At 42.4% G+C, this 17,889-nt stretch carries 18 protein-coding genes, 2 tRNA genes and 1 pseudogene; 10 read left to right on the forward strand and 11 right to left on the reverse strand.

Annotated elements, in window-relative coordinates; translation table 11 throughout:
* Nucleotides 1–50: 50 nt before the first annotated feature.
* Together ACNORC_RS15110 and ACNORC_RS15115 are read right to left on the reverse strand one after the other, a co-directional pair.
* Nucleotides 51–123: transfer RNA gene (locus ACNORC_RS15110), tRNA-Lys, on the reverse strand.
* Between the two features lie 213 nt (nucleotides 124–336).
* Nucleotides 337–409 (reverse strand) — tRNA-Lys (locus ACNORC_RS15115).
* A gap of 133 nt (nucleotides 410–542) precedes the next feature.
* Between ACNORC_RS15115 and ACNORC_RS15120 the strand changes: the two genes are divergently transcribed.
* Nucleotides 543–1,064 carry a shikimate kinase gene (locus tag ACNORC_RS15120; protein WP_418336508.1) on the forward strand — a complete coding sequence of 174 codons (522 nt, stop codon included), beginning with the start codon at nucleotides 543–545 and terminating at the stop codon, nucleotides 1,062–1,064.
* Here ACNORC_RS15120 and ACNORC_RS15125 read toward each other — a convergent pair.
* Together ACNORC_RS15125 and ACNORC_RS15130 are read right to left on the reverse strand one after the other, a co-directional pair.
* Nucleotides 1,056–1,559, reverse strand: a complete 504-nt coding sequence (locus tag ACNORC_RS15125; protein ID WP_418336509.1) for a phosphoribosyltransferase domain-containing protein — start codon at nucleotides 1,557–1,559, stop codon at nucleotides 1,056–1,058. The two genes, ACNORC_RS15120 and ACNORC_RS15125, sit on opposite strands and share 9 nt — an antisense overlap.
* A 65-nt stretch (nucleotides 1,560–1,624) precedes the next feature.
* A complete protein-coding gene (locus ACNORC_RS15130; RefSeq protein ID WP_418336510.1) occupies nucleotides 1,625–2,023 on the reverse strand; it encodes an RNA-binding S4 domain-containing protein in 399 nt (132 codons plus the stop codon).
* 79 nt (nucleotides 2,024–2,102) lie between these two features.
* Between ACNORC_RS15130 and ACNORC_RS15135 the strand changes: the two genes are divergently transcribed.
* On the forward strand, nucleotides 2,103–2,999 hold the full coding sequence (locus ACNORC_RS15135) for an FKBP-type peptidyl-prolyl cis-trans isomerase (RefSeq protein WP_418336511.1): 897 nt from the start codon (nucleotides 2,103–2,105) through the stop codon (nucleotides 2,997–2,999).
* 78 nt (nucleotides 3,000–3,077) lie between these two features.
* Here ACNORC_RS15135 and ACNORC_RS15140 read toward each other — a convergent pair whose 3' ends face one another.
* The 3 genes from ACNORC_RS15140 to ACNORC_RS15150 all read right to left on the reverse strand — a co-directional run bounded on the left by ACNORC_RS15140 (nucleotide 3,078) and on the right by ACNORC_RS15150 (nucleotide 5,624).
* Nucleotides 3,078–3,683 (reverse strand): porin family protein, encoded by a 606-nt coding sequence (locus ACNORC_RS15140; RefSeq protein ID WP_418336512.1) that lies wholly within the window; start codon nucleotides 3,681–3,683, stop codon nucleotides 3,078–3,080.
* A 119-nt stretch (nucleotides 3,684–3,802) separates the two neighbouring features.
* The gene (locus tag ACNORC_RS15145) at nucleotides 3,803–4,756 is read right to left on the reverse strand and encodes a transketolase family protein (protein WP_418336513.1); all 954 of its coding nucleotides are present in this window, start codon (nucleotides 4,754–4,756) and stop codon (nucleotides 3,803–3,805) included.
* A 22-nt stretch (nucleotides 4,757–4,778) separates the two neighbouring features.
* Nucleotides 4,779–5,624: a transketolase gene (locus tag ACNORC_RS15150; RefSeq protein WP_418336514.1), complete on the reverse strand. Its 846-nt coding sequence runs from the start codon at nucleotides 5,622–5,624 to the stop codon at nucleotides 4,779–4,781.
* A 163-nt stretch (nucleotides 5,625–5,787) separates the two neighbouring features.
* Here ACNORC_RS15150 and tgt point away from each other — a divergent pair, with 163 nt between their 5' ends.
* The 8 genes and pseudogenes from tgt (at nucleotide 5,788) to ACNORC_RS15190 (ending at nucleotide 13,706) form a co-directional block, all read left to right on the forward strand.
* Nucleotides 5,788–6,918 carry a tRNA guanosine(34) transglycosylase Tgt gene (gene tgt, locus ACNORC_RS15155; protein ID WP_418336515.1) on the forward strand — a complete coding sequence of 377 codons (1,131 nt, stop codon included), beginning with the start codon at nucleotides 5,788–5,790 and terminating at the stop codon, nucleotides 6,916–6,918.
* A gap of 1 nt (nucleotide 6,919) precedes the next feature.
* The gene (locus ACNORC_RS15160; protein ID WP_418336516.1) at nucleotides 6,920–7,993 is read left to right on the forward strand and encodes an LptF/LptG family permease; all 1,074 of its coding nucleotides are present in this window, start codon (nucleotides 6,920–6,922) and stop codon (nucleotides 7,991–7,993) included.
* A complete protein-coding gene (locus ACNORC_RS15165; protein WP_418336517.1) occupies nucleotides 7,980–8,903 on the forward strand; it encodes a DMT family transporter in 924 nt (307 codons plus the stop codon). The genes ACNORC_RS15160 and ACNORC_RS15165 overlap by 14 nt, the downstream gene beginning before the upstream one ends.
* Before the next feature lie 47 nt (nucleotides 8,904–8,950).
* Nucleotides 8,951–9,904 (forward strand): acetyl-CoA carboxylase carboxyltransferase subunit alpha, encoded by a 954-nt coding sequence (locus ACNORC_RS15170; RefSeq protein WP_418336518.1) that lies wholly within the window; start codon nucleotides 8,951–8,953, stop codon nucleotides 9,902–9,904.
* A gap of 167 nt (nucleotides 9,905–10,071) precedes the next feature.
* On the forward strand, nucleotides 10,072–11,622 hold the full coding sequence (dnaB, locus tag ACNORC_RS15175) for a replicative DNA helicase (protein ID WP_418336519.1): 1,551 nt from the start codon (nucleotides 10,072–10,074) through the stop codon (nucleotides 11,620–11,622).
* Entirely contained in the window at nucleotides 11,597–12,982 is a 1,386-nt protein-coding gene (locus tag ACNORC_RS15180; RefSeq protein WP_418336520.1) for an asparagine synthetase B, read from the forward strand. The genes dnaB and ACNORC_RS15180 overlap by 26 nt, the downstream gene beginning before the upstream one ends.
* Nucleotides 12,983–13,051: 69 nt before the next feature.
* Nucleotides 13,052–13,123: pseudogene (locus ACNORC_RS15185) on the forward strand (hypothetical protein); the annotation flags it as partial.
* A gap of 139 nt (nucleotides 13,124–13,262) precedes the next feature.
* A complete protein-coding gene (locus ACNORC_RS15190; RefSeq protein WP_418336521.1) occupies nucleotides 13,263–13,706 on the forward strand; it encodes a secondary thiamine-phosphate synthase enzyme YjbQ in 444 nt (147 codons plus the stop codon).
* 290 nt (nucleotides 13,707–13,996) lie between these two features.
* Here the strand turns inward: ACNORC_RS15190 and rplT are convergent, their stop codons facing one another.
* The 4 genes from rplT to thrS form a co-directional block, all read right to left on the reverse strand.
* A complete protein-coding gene (rplT, locus tag ACNORC_RS15195) occupies nucleotides 13,997–14,341 on the reverse strand; it encodes a 50S ribosomal protein L20 (RefSeq protein WP_418336522.1) in 345 nt (114 codons plus the stop codon).
* A 98-nt stretch (nucleotides 14,342–14,439) separates the two neighbouring features.
* Entirely contained in the window at nucleotides 14,440–14,637 is a 198-nt protein-coding gene (gene rpmI, locus ACNORC_RS15200) for a 50S ribosomal protein L35 (RefSeq protein WP_418336523.1), read from the reverse strand.
* A 72-nt stretch (nucleotides 14,638–14,709) separates the two neighbouring features.
* On the reverse strand, nucleotides 14,710–15,225 hold the full coding sequence (gene infC, locus ACNORC_RS15205; RefSeq protein ID WP_418336528.1) for a translation initiation factor IF-3: 516 nt from the start codon (nucleotides 15,223–15,225) through the stop codon (nucleotides 14,710–14,712).
* A gap of 58 nt (nucleotides 15,226–15,283) precedes the next feature.
* On the reverse strand, nucleotides 15,284–17,230 hold the full coding sequence (gene thrS, locus ACNORC_RS15210) for a threonine--tRNA ligase (RefSeq protein ID WP_418336524.1): 1,947 nt from the start codon (nucleotides 17,228–17,230) through the stop codon (nucleotides 15,284–15,286).
* Nucleotides 17,231–17,889: the final 659 nt, after the last annotated feature.

Consider the following 17,889-nt stretch of genomic DNA (forward strand, 5'->3'; position numbering starts at 1 on the left):
CTGAGAGCCTTCTGATGTACCACTTTTTCAGAAAATAAAGGATAAGAAAGTGACCTGGCTGGGATTCGAACCCAGGACCCTCTCCTTAAAAGGGAGATGCTCTACCAGCTGAGCTACCAGGTCAGGATTTTTAAGAACAAATTTTGTGATCTGGCTGGGGCTTCCCTCGACTTCGCTTCAGTTTCTTTCAGCTTCACTCGGGACAGGCTTCTCGCCCAACAAATCAGTAATTCAAATTTCGTGATCTGGCTGGGGCTTCCCTCGATTTCGCTTCAATTTCTTTCAGCTTCGCTCGGGACAGGCTTCTCGCCCAACAAATCAGTACTTCTAATTTCGTGATCTGGCTGGGGCTCGAACCCAGGACCCTCTCCTTAAAAGGGAGATGCTCTACCAACTGAGCTACCAGATCTGGCTTATTGCATTTTTGCTAATGCGGGTGCAAATATACCCACATTAATTTATTTTTCAAGAACAAATTGACATAAATTTGTGCGACGTTTAAAAGAGGGAGATAAACCCTCTAAAAATCATTGGTTTAAGGTATGAAAATAATTTTATCAGGTTACATGGGATCGGGAAAAACGGTGGTTGGCAAGTCGCTGGCAGAAAAAATCGGCGTCAAATACATGGACCTTGATGAAGAAATAAGCAAGTGGGAAGGAAAAAACATTCCTGATATTTTTAAGGAGTCAGGAGAGATCTATTTCAGAAGAAAAGAAGGTGAAGTGCTTCAGGAAATACTCAAAAATGACAATTCTGTTGTGCTTTCTTTAGGGGGAGGCACACCCTGTTACGGTAAAAACCTCCAGCTGATTAAAGATGATGAGGATTCGGTGCTTATTTACCTTAAAACCGATCTGCAGGAGCTTTTAAGAAGACTTTCCGAAGAGAAAGATCAGAGACCGGTCATAAGTCATCTAGGTTCTTTTGAAGCTCTTGAAGATTTTGTGCGGAAACATTTGTACGAACGTTCCTTTTACTACAACCAGAGTGAAATTATTCTCTCAACAGAGGGTAAGTCAGTAGAAGAAGTGGTAAACGCGATCTCCGAAAAATTAAAGTAGTTCCACCCGACTATCTTCTTTCTCGAATAATACTTCTACGTGTTCATGAATGGAAGTGGAGAGGGAGATCCCTTTAAAATCAGCTTTTACAGGGTATTTTTTATGGCTTCGGTCAACCAATACTGCAGTACGGAACTGCTTAAGAGGTACTTCCAGAAAATGTCGCACTCCATAGATCAGGGTGGTGCCTGAGTTGAGCACATCATCGATGAGTACGATAGATTTATTCTTATAATCTTCTGCCGCCATAGAAGTCTCTACCTTTTCCAGCGGATTTCCCTTATTAATCCTTACCTCACAAAGTTCAACCTGGAGCTCCGAGATATTTTGCAGCTCCTCTTTCAATATTTTGGCTAGTTGGAATCCATTTGTGGCAATTCCCGCCAGGACTACTGCCTCTTCATTTACATTGCTTTCATAGATCTGGTAAGCGATCCTTTTTATCTTGTGGCTAATCTCGATGTGGTTGAGAATGGAAACAGAAGCTTTTTTCATGAAGAATGTTTTCTCAAAGATAAAAAATAAGACGGTGTCAAAAATGCCTTTTTTAGGTGTAACAGTTAGTTGTCTTTTTCTTCCTCATTTTCGTTTTCGGGAGCTTCAAACCAGTCATCCAATTCCCTTCGGTCTTTTTTGGTGGGACGGCCCGTTCCTTTTTTACGGTAGTAATCTCTGGAGTATTTGAGTAGTTCCAGTTTTGCGAACTCTTCTTTGGGAGTTATATCGTTGATGTAAAGATTGACAAGTTTAGCTCCAACGCGACTTTGAGGTAGGTCGAGCACTTCCAGCTCATAATTGATCTGATTCTTACGAACTACTATCTTATCTCCGGGGAATACTTCCCTGGAAGGTTTAATAATTGCATCCTGCACCCTTACTTTTCCCTGTTTACATGCTTCTGTGGCTATACTTCTGGTCTTGAAATATCGAACGCACCATAAAAACTTGTCAACTCTCATACTTTTTGCAGTAAAACTCGTTTATTAATCAGCAAAAATACAAGAATATTGTATCTTGCGGCCCTAAAATCACAGTTTGATGAGATTGAATAAATATTTGTTTGCCTCCCTTATTTTAGCCGTTGCACTTTTTTCCTGTAACAAAGAAGATGACGGTCCTGTAACAGTTCCTGAAAGAGATCGCTCTGAACAGGAAGCTACAGATCAGGAAGTGCTTTTAGAATACCTGCAGACACATTTTTACAACTACGAAGATTTCGAGAATCCTTCAGAATCATTTGATTACCAGGTGCGAATTGATACCATCAATGAAGCTAATGCCGATAAGACTCCTTTAATCGAATCGAATCTTCTGGAAACAAAAACGGTCACCTGGGAAGGAGTGGATTACACTATGTACATTCTTAAGGTGAGAGAAGGAGTGAAAGACCAGCCTAAGTTTACCGATTCTACCCTGGTTTCATATCGTGGAGAATTGTTAAACCAGACTATGTTCGACAGTTCAATAACTCCGGTGTGGTTCGATCTTACCGCGGTTATTCCGGGATTTGGACGGGCTCTAACTGAGTTCAAAGGTTCATCCGGGTTCCAGGTGCAACCGGACAACACCGTTGTGTGGAATAATGACTACGGAATTGGCGCTGTCTTCATGACCTCAGGTCTTGGATACTTCGCCCGTCCTCAAGCAGGTATTTCACCGTATAGCCCTCTGGTATTTACATTTAACCTCTATGGGGTCAATGAAGCTGATCACGACAGGGACGGAATCCCTTCCTGGATGGAGGATCTAAATGAAGATATGATCATCGCAAATGACGATACTGATAAAGACGGTACATCTAATTATGCCGACAATGATGATGACAATGATTTCATCCCGACGAGGGAAGAGATCACTATCAATGAAGACGGAAGTATTAGTTTCCCTGATAAAGACAATGACGGTATTCCTGATTATCTGGATAAGGATAACTAAGAAAACCAATAATTAGATATAATAAAAAAAGCCCCGTGTTCGGGGCTTTTTTGATGCTTTAGATTTTGAGGCGTGCAATTACAACTGGAGGGACAAACTGAAAATAAGTTGGCTGGGGCGGGTATCCACCCGTTGTAAGCCTTCCGGGTTATCCAGGTCGAGAACCGTAGCCTCATTTTTGGAGAGTCCGCGTTCATAACGAACATCCAAACCTACACCGCCAAACTGTATTCCGGCGCCAAACTGGGCTCCAATGGTGAAATCCTCTTCTACGTCTCCCAATCTCACTCCCTGAAAGTCGTTATCCAGAATGTATTGAAGACTTGGGCCTGCAAAAATATTAACAGGTCCTATAATGTCAACACCAAAAAGTAAAGGCAGATCCAATTTTGAAATTTTATACTCTGCATTCTTGTCGTTGTAGTCGTAGGAACTCTTGGTTCTGGTATAAAGTAATTCAGGTTTAATGAAAAAGCCTGAGAATTCTGCTCTGTAAAAGAATCCGAAGTGGTATCCCACTTTACTGTCACCACCTTTTATGGCATCCTCACCAGCGGTGGTAATATCAGAATATTCGATGTCGCCGTTATCGGCATAATTCAAGCCACCCTTTACACCAAAACCACTCTGGGCCATTACGGCAGTTGTGGAAATGAGAAACAGGGCTAAAATTCCTTTTTTCATAATAGTAGGTTTAAGTTTATCCAAAGAAAACGATTATTTGTGACTTATATTCCTTAATGAAATTATAAACCCCTGTAAAATATGATTCTACAGGGGTTTTTAAGCTGGTGCTGAATGGATTACTTTCTCTTAAATACTTTTTCTGAAGCTTTTACAATGGCTTCAGCATTCAGTCCGTATTTTTCCATCAGTTGTTCAGGAGTACCACTTTCACCAAATGTGTCCATGGTAGCAACAAATTCCTGCGGAGTAGGGTAGTGCTGGGCGAGCGTACGCGCCACACTTTCTCCAAGGCCACCAAGGAAGTTGTGCTCTTCGGCTGTTACAATACACTTGGTCTTTCTAACAGATTTCAGGATCGCCTCCTCATCAAGAGGTTTGATCGTATGTATATCTATTACTTCAGCTTTGATACCTTTTTCCTCAAGTTGCTCTGCAGCTTGTAAGGCTTCCCATACCAGGTGTCCCGTTGCAACTATAGTTACATCGTTTCCTGGATTTAGGATATTCGCTTTACCAATTTCGAACACCTGATCTTCAGGAGTGAAATTTGGCACTTTTGGTCTTCCGAATCGTAAATAGACCGGACCTACGTGCTCTGCAATTGCAATGGTAGCCGCTTTAGTTTGATTGTAATCACAAGTGTTGATCACTGTCATCCCCGGAAGCATTTTCATCATTCCAAGATCTTCCAGGATCTGGTGAGTAGCACCGTCTTCTCCAAGAGTTAGTCCTGCGTGAGAAGCACAGATCTTCACATTTTTCCCTGAATATGCGATCGATTGTCTTATCTGATCATAAACCCTTCCGGTAGAAAAGTTTGCGAAGGTACCGGTGAAAGGGATCTTCCCTCCAATGGTCATTCCGGCAGCGATTCCCATCATGTTAGCTTCAGCAATTCCTATCTGGAAAAATCTTTCCGGGTGATTCTTCTGAAAATCTCCCATTTTTAAGGATCCGGTAAGGTCAGCGCATAGGGCTACCACATTTGGATTAGTTTTTCCGAGCTGGGTAAGACCATCTCCAAAACCAGATCGGGTATCTTTACTTCCTGTATTTGTATATTTCTTCATTTCTTCGATTTTGTCGGTTGGGCTAGTAATCGCCTAAAGTTTCTGGGTTTTGAGCAAGTGCTTTTTCTAATTGCTCATCATTTGGTGCCACCCCGTGCCACTTATGAGTGTGCATCATAAAATCGACACCGTGACCCATTACAGTTGTCATTATGATGGCTACCGGTTTACCTTTTCCGGTTCGGCTTTTTGCCTCTTTTAAAGCGTCGATTACCTGGTTGATATCGTTGCCATCTTTTAATTCCAGTACATCCCAACCAAAAGCTTCAAATTTCGCGGTGAGATCACCCATTGGCAACACGTCATCTGTGTTTCCGTCAATTTGTTGGTGGTTCCTGTCAACAGTTGCTATCAGGTTGTCCACTTTTTTGGCGGCGGCATACATAATAGCCTCCCAGTTTTGACCTTCTTGTAATTCACCATCTCCATGAAGAGAATAAACAAGGTGGTTATCACCATTCAGTTTTTTAGTGTTTGCAGCACCAATGGCTACAGACATTCCCTGACCCAAAGATCCTGAGGCGATGCGCACGCCTGGCAATCCTTCATGAGTTGTAGGGTGACCCTGAAGGCGGGAATTGATCAATCTGAATGTGTTCAATTCCTCTACCGGAAAATAACCACTTCTGGCAAGTACGCTGTAGAACACAGGGGAAATGTGTCCGTTGGAAAGAAAGAAAAGATCTTCATCTTTTCCATTCATATCAAAGCCTTCCTTGCGGTCCATGATCTCCTGGTATAGCACCGTGAAAAATTCGGCGCAGCCTAAAGATCCTCCGGGATGCCCCGAATTCACTTTGTGCACCTGCCGTAAAATGTCTCTTCTCACCTGAGTGACAAAATCTTCTAATTGTTGTGTGTTTGGCATTTGTGTTTTATTAAATGTGATGCAAAAATACTATTTTATGAATGCTTTGAAAATCAATGTTCCGCAATTATTTGAATAATGCGAAAACAGGCAGCAATTTAAGGTTTGAATCCTTCAGAAAATGCCTTTCAGTTGGTTATCTTTGCGGCCATTAAAATTCTCTATGAAATTTGAATTAGCAGTTAAAGATGCCGGTAGCAGTGCCCGCGCCGGAGTTATTACCACAGACCACGGAATTATTGAAACCCCTATTTTCATGCCCGTTGGTACAGTGGCTTCCGTAAAAGGAATTAGTCAGAAAGAATTAAAAGAGGAAGTTAATCCAGATATAATCCTTGGTAATACGTATCATCTCTATCTAAGGCCTCAAACTGAAATTCTCAAGAAAGCCGGCGGACTCCATAAATTCATGAACTGGGACCGGAATATCCTTACAGATAGTGGAGGATACCAGGTGTATTCACTTGCCGAAAGAAGAAAGATCAAAGAAGAAGGCGTACGATTCAAATCTCATATAGACGGCTCTTATCACAATTTCACTCCTGAAAATGTGATGGAGATACAGCGATTGATCGGTGCCGATATTATCATGGCTTTTGATGAATGTACTCCGTATCCCTGTGATTATAACTACGCTAAAAATTCAATGCACCGCACTCATCGCTGGTTGGACAGGTGTATCACTCATTTAGATAAAACTCCTCCGGAATATGGATATTCCCAGGCACTTTTTCCAATAGTACAGGGAAGTACTTACAAAGATCTTAGGGAGCAATCTGCGGAATATATTGCGGCTGCAGGAGCAGAAGGAAATGCTATTGGTGGTCTTTCTGTGGGAGAGCCTGCAGAAGAGATGTATGCAATGACCGAAGTGGTGACCAAAATTTTACCCGAAGATAAACCACGTTATCTAATGGGGGTGGGTACTCCAATTAATATTCTGGAGAATATCGCTCTTGGGGTGGATATGTTCGACTGTGTGATGCCTACCAGGAATGCACGAAACGGAATGCTCTTTACCTCCCAGGGAACCATCAACATCAAAAACAAGAAGTGGCAGGATGATTTTTCTCCTATTGATGAGAATGGAACTACTTACGTTGATACTTTTTATACAAAAGCTTATCTGCGGCACCTGTTCACCGTCAATGAAATGTTAGGGAAACAGATCGCAACCATGCACAATCTCGGATTCTATCTGTGGTTGGTTCGTGAGGCCAGAAAACATATCTTAGCAGGGGATTTTGCCACCTGGAAGGACAAAATGGTACGGCAAATGGATAAACGCCTGTAACTTGAAAATACTCGACTGGTACATATTAAAGCGCTATCTGGGCACTTTCTTCCTGATGCTTTTGCTGTTTATTCCCATTGGGATTACGGTAAACCTGGCAGAAAAGATCGATAAGATCCTGGAGAATGAGGTGCCGTTTATGGAAGTGGTCTATTACTATATAGACTTCACCATTTATTTTGCAAACCTGCTTTTCCCTTTGTTCCTGTTCCTTTCGGTGATCTGGTTTACTTCGAAGTTAGCCCAAAATACAGAAATTATCGCTTTTTTGAGTAGTGGAGTTTCCTTCTGGAGGTTTTTAAGACCCTACATTATTGGAGCGACCCTTGTATGTATGGGTGCGCTGGTATTGGGAATGTATCTTGCGCCGAGTGCCAGTAAAGGTTTCAACGAATTCAAATACAACTACTTCAAAAAAAGTAATGAGGTGCAGGAGACCAGTGATGTTTACCGGCAGATAAATGACAACGAGTATATTTATGCTTCCCACTTCCAGCCGCGCACCAGTTCTGCACGAAACTTTACCCTTGAACATTTCGTTGGGAATGAAATGAAATATAAGATAAGTGCTTCAAGACTTAAATTCAACGAAGATTCCACTTATACCCTTACCAACTACAACAAAAGGATCATAGGAGAGAACGGCGACCAATTGATCACCGAGATCAGTAAAGATACGGTGCTGCCTTTCGAATTTGATGAGCTCACCCCCGTGTCCTACATGGCTGAAACGCTGAACTACGATGAACTTGCTGCTTTTATTGAGCAGGAACAAAGAAGGGGCTCAGGTAATATCAACCGTTATAAGGTTGTGGCTTACAAACGTTGGAGCCTTCCGGTCTCGGCGTATATTCTTACCATCATTGCGGTGGCGGTGTCTTCCATTAAAAGACGGGGAGGAATGGGAGTGAACCTCGCTCTGGGAATCACCCTTGCCTTTGTCTTTATCTTTATGGACAAGGTCTTTGGAACCATAGCCGAACAAAGTACTTTTTCACCTCTTATCGCCGTGTGGTTCCCAAATATCATCTTCGGAATTCTAGCCGTTTACCTGTTGTTCAATGCCAAACGATAAACTGCGCAGTTATCTGCATTTTCACCTGATCGTCTTTATCTGGGGATTTACAGCGGTGTTGGGTGCCCTCATCAGTCTTGATGCGGTGCCGCTGGTTTGGTACAGAATGCTGATGGCCAGTTTTTTTATCCTTCTCTGGCTCAAGTTCAGGAGAAAGGATATGAACCTGGGAGCCAAAAGGGTATTACCCATGTTGATCGCGGGAGTGGTCATCGCTTTGCACTGGATCACTTTTTTTGGCGCTATCAAAGTTTCTAATGTTTCGGTTACACTTGCCTTAATGTCCACGGGCGCCTTTTTCACTTCCATTATGGAACCCATTTTCTATAAGCGAAAGGTGATCTGGTACGAGATACTATTCGGAATTATTGTAATTGCCGGATTGTACATAATCTTTAAAGTAGAGACAGAACATCTACTGGGAATCGGATTAGCCCTGTTGTCGGCATTTCTTTCCGCAGTGTTTTCACTTATCAACGGAAAACTTGCTCAAAAAGAAGACGCTTCAGTTATCTCATTTTACGAACTGCTTACCGGAACAGGTGCGATCACCCTTTATTTGCTGTTCCTTACTTTCTTCGGAATTGCTTCTGAAGGATTCACTGCAGCTTTCTTTAGCCTTTCAGCTTCAGATCTTGGCTATCTGGTATTATTGGCCTCTGTTTGTACGGCCTATGCTTTTATAGCTTCCGTAGCAGTCATGCGGCATTTGAGTCCGTATACCATTATGCTCACCATAAATCTGGAGCCTGTTTACGGAATCCTGCTGGCTTTCTGGATCTTCGGAAGTTCAGAAAAAATGGCCCCGGGATTTTATTATGGTGCGGCAATTATCCTTTCAACCGTGATCCTCAACGGGATTCTGAAAACAAGGAGAAAAATTAAAAGACAAAGGAAACCTACCTTTTAAAGTTTGTTATATTTGTAAGCTAATTTTAAACAAACCCATAACTCATTATGGAATATTTAGATTTTGAATTACCTATAAAGGAGTTGGAAGAGCAGTACCAAAAGGCCTGTGCGATTGGAGAAGAAAGTGAAGTAGATGTAACGGCTACCTGCCGGCAGATCGAAAAAAGGCTGAATGAGACTAAAAAAGAAATTTACAAGAACCTTACCGCCTGGCAAAGGGTGCAACTTTCCAGACATCCTAACCGACCATATACTTTAGATTATATCAAAGCTATTTGTGGAGATACCTTTCTTGAACTTCACGGAGATCGCAATGTGAAAGACGACAAGGCGATGATCGGCGGATTGGGAAAGATCGGAGACCAGAGTTATATGTTTGTGGGGCAGCAGAAGGGATACAACACAAAGACACGCCAGTACCGCAACTTCGGAATGGCGAATCCTGAGGGATACCGCAAGGCCCTGCGTCTTATAAAATCTGCTGAAAAATTCGGAATTCCCGTAGTGACTTTCGTGGATACTCCGGGAGCTTATCCCGGTCTGGAAGCTGAAGAGCGCGGACAGGGAGAAGCAATTGCAAGAAATATTCTTGAAATGACACGGCTAAAAGTGCCGATCATTGTAGTGATTATTGGAGAAGGAGCCAGTGGAGGAGCACTGGGAATTGGAGTGGGAGATAAAGTACTGATGCTGGAGAACACCTGGTATTCTGTGATCTCTCCGGAATCCTGTTCTTCAATTTTGTGGAGAAGCTGGGAATACAAAGAAAAAGCGGCCGAGGCTTTGAAGCTTACCGCTAAAGACATGAAAAAGCAGCGACTTATCGATGAGATCGTAAAAGAACCTTTGGGAGGAGCGCACAGTGACAGAGAGAAAACTTTTGAGACGGTTCAAAATGCCATTTCTGAAGCCTATGATGAATTTAAAAACTTATCACCAGAAGAGCTTGTGAAAAACAGAATGGAGAAATACTCAAATATGGGAGTATTTAAAGGATAAGTGCCCTGATATAACCAAAAAACGAATCCGGAGTACCGCACTTCGGATTTTTTTGGCCTTATCAACAAAATAATAAAGTTTTCAACAGTTAAAATGTTCATAACCTGTGAACTAAGTCAAGGCTTTCGCAGGTTATTTCTAAAGTCAATTTTTCTACTTTCGTTCCTATGGAAAAAGCCAGCTCCCCCAAAAATTACAATTACAGTTCCAATAATGTTGTCAGCCTTGAAAAAGGAAAAATTCCGCCACAAGCAGTTGATTTAGAAGAAGTTGTGCTTGGCGCAATGATGATCGACAAAAAAGGTGTCGATGAGATCATTGATATTCTTCATCCCGAAGTGTTCTATAAATCAGCACATCAATACATTTTCGAAGCCATTTTTAAGCTCTTTGAAAATTCGGAGCCGGTTGACTTATTAACGGTTTCTAACCAACTGCGTAAGGATCAGAAGCTGGAGCAGGTAGGTGGTGACTTTTACCTGGTGCAACTCACTCAAAAAGTAGCTTCTTCAGCGCACATTGAATTCCATGCCCGTATCATTCTTCAGAAGTATATTCAGCGAAGCCTGATCAAGATCTCCAGTGAGATCATTGAAGATGCGTACGATGAGACAACCGATGTTTTTGATCTTTTGGATGCTGCGGAATCTAAATTGTATGAAGTTACCCAGGGGAACATTAAACGTTCATCTGAGACCGCTCAGGATCTTGTAATGCAGGCTAAGAAGAAGATCGAAGAGATCTCTAATAAATCCGGACTTTCCGGAATTCCTTCCGGTTTTGAAAGGCTGGATAAACTAACTTCGGGCTGGCAACCCAGTGACCTTATCATTGTAGCGGCACGTCCGGGTATGGGTAAAACGGCTCTGACCTTGTCGATGGCCCGAAATATTGCTGTTGGACAAAATATTCCGGTGGCGTTCTTCTCTCTGGAAATGTCATCTGTTCAGTTGATCACCCGTTTGATCTCTTCAGAAACCGGACTCTCTTCAGAAAAACTGAGAACCGGAAATCTGGAGAAACACGAATGGGAACAATTGAACGTCAAAGTAAAAGGTCTCGAAAAAGCACCCCTTTTCATTGATGACACCCCATCACTTTCCATTTTTGACCTGCGTGCAAAAGCGCGGCGTCTGTCTTCGCAGCACGGGATCAAATTGATCGTGATCGATTACCTTCAGCTAATGACCGCCGGCGGAACTCAAAAAGGGGGAAACAGGGAACAGGAGATATCGACCATCTCCCGAAACCTGAAAGCCCTTGCGAAAGAACTTAACGTCCCGGTTATTGCACTTTCCCAGCTATCGCGTGCGGTGGAAACCAGGGGAGGTAGTAAGCGACCTTTATTGAGTGACCTTCGGGAATCTGGAGCGATCGAGCAGGATGCCGATATCGTGTCCTTTATTTATCGTCCCGAATACTACAAGATTGAGGAGTGGGATGATGAAGAAAGATCTCCGACAGATGGCCAGGCTGAATTTATCGTTGCGAAGCATAGGAATGGTGGACTCGAGAATATTAGGTTGAAATTCATCGGGCATTTGGGTAAATTTGATAACTTAGATGACTTTGATTCTCCGTCTGAATTCTATTCAAAGATGAATGATGACGATAGTTCCGGTGATGGAGGTTTCAGTACCGGCCATTTTCCAAGTGCCGATGAAGCTTTTGGAAGTTCGATGAATGATTTTAATGATGACAACGACGTACCCTTCTAAATGCGAGAATAAGAACCAGTACAATAATGGTGTAATAGCTTTTATAAATAATTCAGAGACCGGAACGGGAAATTTCTCCGCTTCCGGTTTTTTATTGCCCTTCAAAAAAGGCATTTTTCTGCTGCTTTTTTTTCTGATCACTTTTTCCGGATTTGCCTCACAGGTGCTCATCCCTATGGATGCTGAAAGTCAGACCAATCACCTTAAAGCTTATGGAATTACCTACTGGATGCTCAAAAAAGGGGTGAATGTGCAGTGGTTGTTGAACTACCGCGGAGGTTCTTTTTTAATGCCAGATTCTGAAGAGCTCCGGAAGGAATGCCGTATCAGAGGTGTCTCTTTTGAAGTGCTGAGCGATCAGAGAACAGGAGAAATCCTGGAAGAGATCAGTAGTCCGTCCAAGAACATGGAAGCGGTCTTGCTTGAAAAGGCGCCAAAAATAGCAGTTTACAGCCCTCAGGGAAATAAGCCATGGGATGATGCTGTGACAATGGTGCTCACCTATGCCGAGATACCTTACGAAACAATTTATGATGAAGAGGTGCTCAATGATGCTTTGCTGTTATTTGACTGGTTGCACCTTCACCATGAAGATTTCACCGGCCAGTATGGTAAATTTTACCGGAATTATCGCACAGCGCCCTGGTATGTAGAAGATAAAAGACAGGCAGAAGCTTTAGCTAAAAGGTTGGGATACGATAAGGTTTCTGAAGAGAAACTCGCTGTGGCGCTTAAGATCCGTGACTATGTAGTGGGCGGTGGTTTTATGTTTGCCATGTGCAGCGCGACCGACAGTTTTGATATTGCTCTTGCTGCTGAAGGGGTTGATATAGCTGAACCTATGTTCGATGGTGATCCCAGCGAACCCGATTATCAAAACAAGATCGATTACACTACGACCTTTGCCTTCACAGATTTTATTCTGGAGCGGGATCCTATGGTCTATGAATTTTCTTCTATAGATATGACCACCAAACGCAGGGTGCCTATGGATGTCGACTATTTCCGACTCATGGAATTTTCGGCTAAGTGGGATCCTATTCCCACCATGCTCACTCAAAATCACACTGTGCTGGTGAAAGGTTTCATGGGCCAGACCACCGCTTACGATCCCGATAATATTAAACCTACCGTTCTGGTATTGGGAGAAAATAAGATCAATGGAGAAGCCCGTTATATTCACGGAATTAAGGGCAACGGATTTTTCACTTTTTACGGAGGTCATGATCCGGAAGATTACCAGCACATGGTGGGAGATCCCAAGACCGAGCTGGAGCTGCATCCTACCTCGCCCGGCTATCGCCTTATTCTGAATAACGTATTGTTTCCTGCGGCTAAAAAGAAAAAACAGAAGACCTAACCTATTTCTAAATTCCAAATTCCAAAGTTCAAATTCCGAAATGGAAGCTGAAAAACTGAAGATTTTCAACCTTTTTTAGAGGTGGCGGCTTCTGCCTTTGGTCCGGAAAGGTTGCTTTTTGGATCAGACTGGCCGCTTTGAACTGCCACTGCCTCTTATTCTGAAACCATTGGAATGGTTAAAAGCTATTTTTCCGAAGCTGACCTTCAGAAGATATTAGGAGAAAACGCGGTCAGATTTTATAACTTAGTGATATGATGTCTATTCAAAAATGTCATTTATGAGTGCTATTATTCAGAAGGAAATTTCCCTAAGATCACGGTCCAGAGGTTTTCACCTGGTAACAGACGAAATTTTGGAACAGCTGGAGGAACTAAAAGGTTTCAAAAATGGCATTTTACAGGTGTTTATAAAACATACTTCTGCGAGCCTGACCATCAATGAAAATGCCGATCCTACGGTAAGGCAGGATTTCGAAAGTCACTTTAACCAAATGGTCCCTGAAGAGCAACCCTATTACAAACACACCTTGGAAGGCCCTGATGATATGCCTGCACATATAAAAGCTTCTTTGCTTGACACTTCTTTGCAGATCCCTATTACAAATGGAAGGCTGAACCTTGGAACCTGGCAGGGGATCTATTTGTGTGAACATCGAAACCACGGCGGGAGCAGAAAACTGGTGTTGACGATCGTGGGGGAAAAGAGAAAAAAAATTCCCTGATATTCCGATTCCGAGGCTTCGGGAGAGGAATCTCTTGTTATTCAAAATTGCAAATTCAAAATTCAAAACTTTCGAAAAGGCGATTGGAATTTGGTGCTTGAGATTTGGTGCTTCTTTAAAAGGATTCTTCACTTCGCTGCGATTCGTTCAGAATGACAAAAGAAATTATCCGTGCACCTGCCGGCCGGCCGGCGGGTCAGTGGCTAAAAAAGAGAAAGAAAACTATATAAAAACAAAAGATCCCGCTCTTTCGAGCAGGATCTTTCTATAAGTGAGATAACAGTTTTTATTTACTTTACTTTGTTGACGATAGCTTCGAACGCCTCTGGGTGGTTCATCGCCAAATCTGCAAGAACCTTACGGTTCAATTCGATTCCACTGGCTTTTACTTTCCCCATGAACTGAGAATAAGACATTCCGTGCATACGGGCACCAGCGTTGATACGCATGATCCATAGGGAACGGAAATTTCTTTTCTTGGTTTTACGGTCTCTGTAAGCATATAGCATTGCTTTGTCAACCGCGTTTTTAGCTACTGTCCAAACGTTTTTACGACGTCCAAAGTAACCTTTTGCTTGCTTAAGAACCTTTTTTCTTCTGGCTCTCTTAGCAACTGAATTTACTGATCTTGGCATATTTTAAAATTTTTTTGTAGCAGGCGGCCGGTAAACCCGACACTTTTATTGAGCCCAACTCCAGGGTTATTAAATTTGGTAAACCATCAAAAGTTCAATTACTTCAAACGTAATTGAAGTTTGATACTATCCTCGTCTGCTTCATGCACTAAAGTGCTGTGCGTCAAGGCAAGCTTTTGTTTCTTAGTCTTCTTTGTTAAGATGTGACTTTTAAACGCATGCTTTCTTTTAATTTTTCCGGTACCGGTAAGCTTGAAACGCTTTTTAGCACTGGATTTTGTCTTCATTTTAGGCATTGTGTCCTTCTTTTTAATTATCTCACTTATTATTGTAAACCAAAAAATGCTTCAACTGAAGCATATTCAGTATTATTTTGTCTTCTTCGGAGAGATGAACATTGTCATTCGCTTACCTTCAAGCTTTGGCATTTGTTCTACTTTCCCAAGTTCTTCCAGGTCCTGCGCCAAACGCAATAATAGGATCTCTCCCTGTTCTTTGAACACGATAGAACGTCCTTTGAAGAATACATAAGCTTTCAGTTTGGCACCTTCCTTCAGGAATTTTTCTCCGTGCTTTTTCTTAAACTCATAATCGTGATCATCGGTATTTGGACCAAAACGGATCTCTTTTACAACAACTTTGGTTGCTTTAGCCTTTAAGGCTTTGTCTCGTTTCTTCTGTTCGTAGAGAAACTTTTTATAGTCCATCACTTTGGCTACAGGTGGATTCGCATTGGGAGATATCTCCACAAGGTCCAGTTCCTGTTCTTCAGCAATGGCTAAAGCTTTTTTGGTTGGGTAAACTCCCATTTCCACATTATCACCTACCAGGCGAACTTCTTCCGCGCGGATCTTACCGTTGATTCTGTGCGGATCTTCTTTGATTTCTCTAAGAGGTCTTCTTGATCTTTTTCTTCGTATTGCTATGGCTCAAAAATTTTAGTTAAACTTCGAATTGTTGTAAAGTACTATTTACTTCTTTTTTAATTATTTCGGCAAAGTCTTCAATTGACATAGTGCCAATATCGCCTTTCCCGTGTTTACGTACAGAAACCGTTCCGTTTTCTGCTTCCTGTTCTCCAACGATCAACATATACGGAACCTTACTTACTTCAGCCTCCCGAATTTTCTTACCAATGGTCTCGTTCCGGTTGTCTGTAAGGGCGCGAATTTCGTGATTTTCCAGCAAAGTTAAAACTTTTTGGCTGTATTTTTCATATTTCTCGCTGAGAGAGAGAATAATAGCCTGTTCCGGCATCAGCCACAACGGGAAGTTTCCTGCTGTATGTTCCAGTAGGATAGCAACAAAGCGCTCCATACTTCCAAAAGGAGCCCTGTGGATCATTACCGGGCGGTGCATTTCATTATCGTTTCCTTTATAGGAAAGGTTGAATCTTTCCGGTAAATTGTAATCCACCTGAATAGTTCCCAGCTGCCATTGTCTTCCAAGAGCATCTTTCACCATGAAGTCGAGTTTAGGTCCATAGAAAGCGGCTTCTCCGGTCTCAACTACATAATTAAGGCCTTTTTCCTTTGCAGCATTGATGATGGCATTTTCAGCTTTTTCCCAGTTCTCATCAGATCCTATATACTTTGTCTTGTTCTCAGGGTCTCTCAAAGAAACCTGTGCAGTAAAGTTTTCAAAGCCCAGAGAATTGAATACATATAAGGTAAGGTCAATTACCTTTTTAAATTCCTCGTCCAATTGATCCGGAGTACAGAAAATGTGTGCATCGTCTTGTGTGAATCCGCGTACACGGGTTAAACCGTGTAATTCTCCACTTTGCTCATATCGGTAAACGGTACCAAATTCAGCAAAACGTTTTGGCAGATCTTTGTAACTCCAGTGCCCATTGTTGTAGATCTCACAGTGGTGCGGACAGTTCATGGGTTTCAGTAAAAATTCCTCTCCTTCGTTTGGAGTCTTTATAGGCTGAAAACTGTCTTCTCCGTATTTTTCGTAGTGCCCGGAGGTCACATATAATTCTTTATGACCAATATGAGGTGTCACCACCATTTCATAACCGGCTCTTTTTTGAGCTTTTTTAAGGAAGTTCTCAAGACGCTCTCTTAAAGCGGCACCTTTAGGCAGCCATAAAGGCAGTCCCTGACCAACCTTTTGAGAAAAAGTAAAAAGATCCAGCTCTTTTCCAAGCTTTCGGTGATCCCTTTTTTTGGCTTCCTCGAGAAGTTCAAGATATTCTTTCAGGTCTTTCTGCTTTGGAAAGGAGATTCCGTAGACCCTTGTCAACTGCGGATTTTTCTCATCGCCTCTCCAGTAAGCGCCTGCCACACTCATCAGCTTTACAGCTTTGATGGGAGCAGTATTAGGGAGGTGTCCTCCGCGGCAAAGATCCGTGAAGGTATCATGGTCACAAAAAGTGATAGTACCGTCTTCCAGGTTTTCAATAAGCTCCACCTTATATGGGTTCTTCTCCCTGGTGTAATAGCCAATTGCTTCTTCCTTAGGCACGGCGCGCATGTTGAAATCATGTTTTCCACGTGCGATCTCCAGCATACGATTCTCGATTTTCTGAAAATCGTTTTCAGAGATTTTATGCTCCCCAAAATCCACGTCGTAATAGAACCCGTTTTCAATAGCCGGGCCAATAGTAAGCTTTACGCCGGGATAAAGGTCCTGAATGGCTTGTGCCATGACGTGGGAAGAAGAGTGCCAAAAAGCCTTTTTTCCTTCCTCATCATTCCAGGTATATAAAGTAAGGCTGCCATCTGTATTAAGAGGAGTGGTAACTTCAACCGTCGTGTCATTGAATTTTGCCGAAAGTACATTTCGCGCAAGTCCCTCACTAATGCTTTTGGCAACCTCCAGCGGAGTAGTGCCTTTCTCGAACTCTTTAATACTGCCATCTGGCAACGTAATCTTTATCATAATTCTCAATTAAGCCGCAAAGATAATAGGATAATAGGTGCTTTACAATACTATTATATATATGAGTGTTTTTTTCTTCGTTGTTTGGGCGTTCCCCACCTTCGTTACAGGAACAGTGGGCCTGCCCACCGAAGCTTCAGCGAAGGTGGGTCGCGTGTTGCACTATATTTTTAAAGCGCCTTATGTGCCAGCGCTTTAAAAGATGCCGCTTCACCCGCTAACGCGAAACGAAGTACTAAGGAAGAAGTATAGCTCTGCCAAAGTTTGGAACTTTGGTAGAGCTAAACCGGGGTCGTTTTATTCTGCACAACCCTGCCAGGAGTTTCAAACCTTGGCAGGATCAAAAAAAACTTTCGTCTTCAAAAATGTCATTTTCAGCACCTTATAATGGGGGCTTAAAAAAAGGGTAAAAAAGTTGGTTTAGGAACTTGCGGGAATGGAAAGTGGGTGTATATTTGCACCCGCTTTGAGAAACAACAAACGGTAAATGTACCGCCAGTTGTGAGCCCAGCAGGGGTGAAGCTTCAAAGCGAAAAACGCTCCTTGAAAAAAGTTTGAAATTTTGTTTGTTTTGTACGGGAAAAAGGTTGTAAGTTTGCATCCCCTTAGTCATCCGAAGCTTTAGCGAAGGATGAGCCGTTCTCAACTAAAAAGCTTCT

The organism is Salinimicrobium soli, from assembly GCF_048323655.1.
Lineage (GTDB): Bacteria > Bacteroidota > Bacteroidia > Flavobacteriales > Flavobacteriaceae > Salinimicrobium > Salinimicrobium soli.

Coding starts and splice junctions, on each gene's coding strand:
- ACNORC_RS15120 (WP_418336508.1), top strand. CDS start 543: ATGAAAATAATTTTATCAGGTTACATGGGATCGGGAAAAACGGTGGTT.
- ACNORC_RS15125 (WP_418336509.1), bottom strand. CDS start 1,559: ATGAAAAAAGCTTCTGTTTCCATTCTCAACCACATCGAGATTAGCCAC.
- ACNORC_RS15130 (WP_418336510.1), bottom strand. CDS start 2,023: ATGAGAGTTGACAAGTTTTTATGGTGCGTTCGATATTTCAAGACCAGA.
- ACNORC_RS15135 (WP_418336511.1), top strand. CDS start 2,103: ATGAGATTGAATAAATATTTGTTTGCCTCCCTTATTTTAGCCGTTGCA.
- ACNORC_RS15140 (WP_418336512.1), bottom strand. CDS start 3,683: ATGAAAAAAGGAATTTTAGCCCTGTTTCTCATTTCCACAACTGCCGTA.
- ACNORC_RS15145 (WP_418336513.1), bottom strand. CDS start 4,756: ATGAAGAAATATACAAATACAGGAAGTAAAGATACCCGATCTGGTTTT.
- ACNORC_RS15150 (WP_418336514.1), bottom strand. CDS start 5,624: ATGCCAAACACACAACAATTAGAAGATTTTGTCACTCAGGTGAGAAGA.
- tgt (WP_418336515.1), top strand. CDS start 5,788: ATGAAATTTGAATTAGCAGTTAAAGATGCCGGTAGCAGTGCCCGCGCC.
- ACNORC_RS15165 (WP_418336517.1), top strand. CDS start 7,980: ATGCCAAACGATAAACTGCGCAGTTATCTGCATTTTCACCTGATCGTC.
- ACNORC_RS15170 (WP_418336518.1), top strand. CDS start 8,951: ATGGAATATTTAGATTTTGAATTACCTATAAAGGAGTTGGAAGAGCAG.
- dnaB (WP_418336519.1), top strand. CDS start 10,072: ATGGAAAAAGCCAGCTCCCCCAAAAATTACAATTACAGTTCCAATAAT.
- ACNORC_RS15180 (WP_418336520.1), top strand. CDS start 11,597: ATGATGACAACGACGTACCCTTCTAAATGCGAGAATAAGAACCAGTAC.
- ACNORC_RS15190 (WP_418336521.1), top strand. CDS start 13,263: ATGAGTGCTATTATTCAGAAGGAAATTTCCCTAAGATCACGGTCCAGA.
- rplT (WP_418336522.1), bottom strand. CDS start 14,341: ATGCCAAGATCAGTAAATTCAGTTGCTAAGAGAGCCAGAAGAAAAAAG.
- rpmI (WP_418336523.1), bottom strand. CDS start 14,637: ATGCCTAAAATGAAGACAAAATCCAGTGCTAAAAAGCGTTTCAAGCTT.
- thrS (WP_418336524.1), bottom strand. CDS start 17,230: ATGATAAAGATTACGTTGCCAGATGGCAGTATTAAAGAGTTCGAGAAA.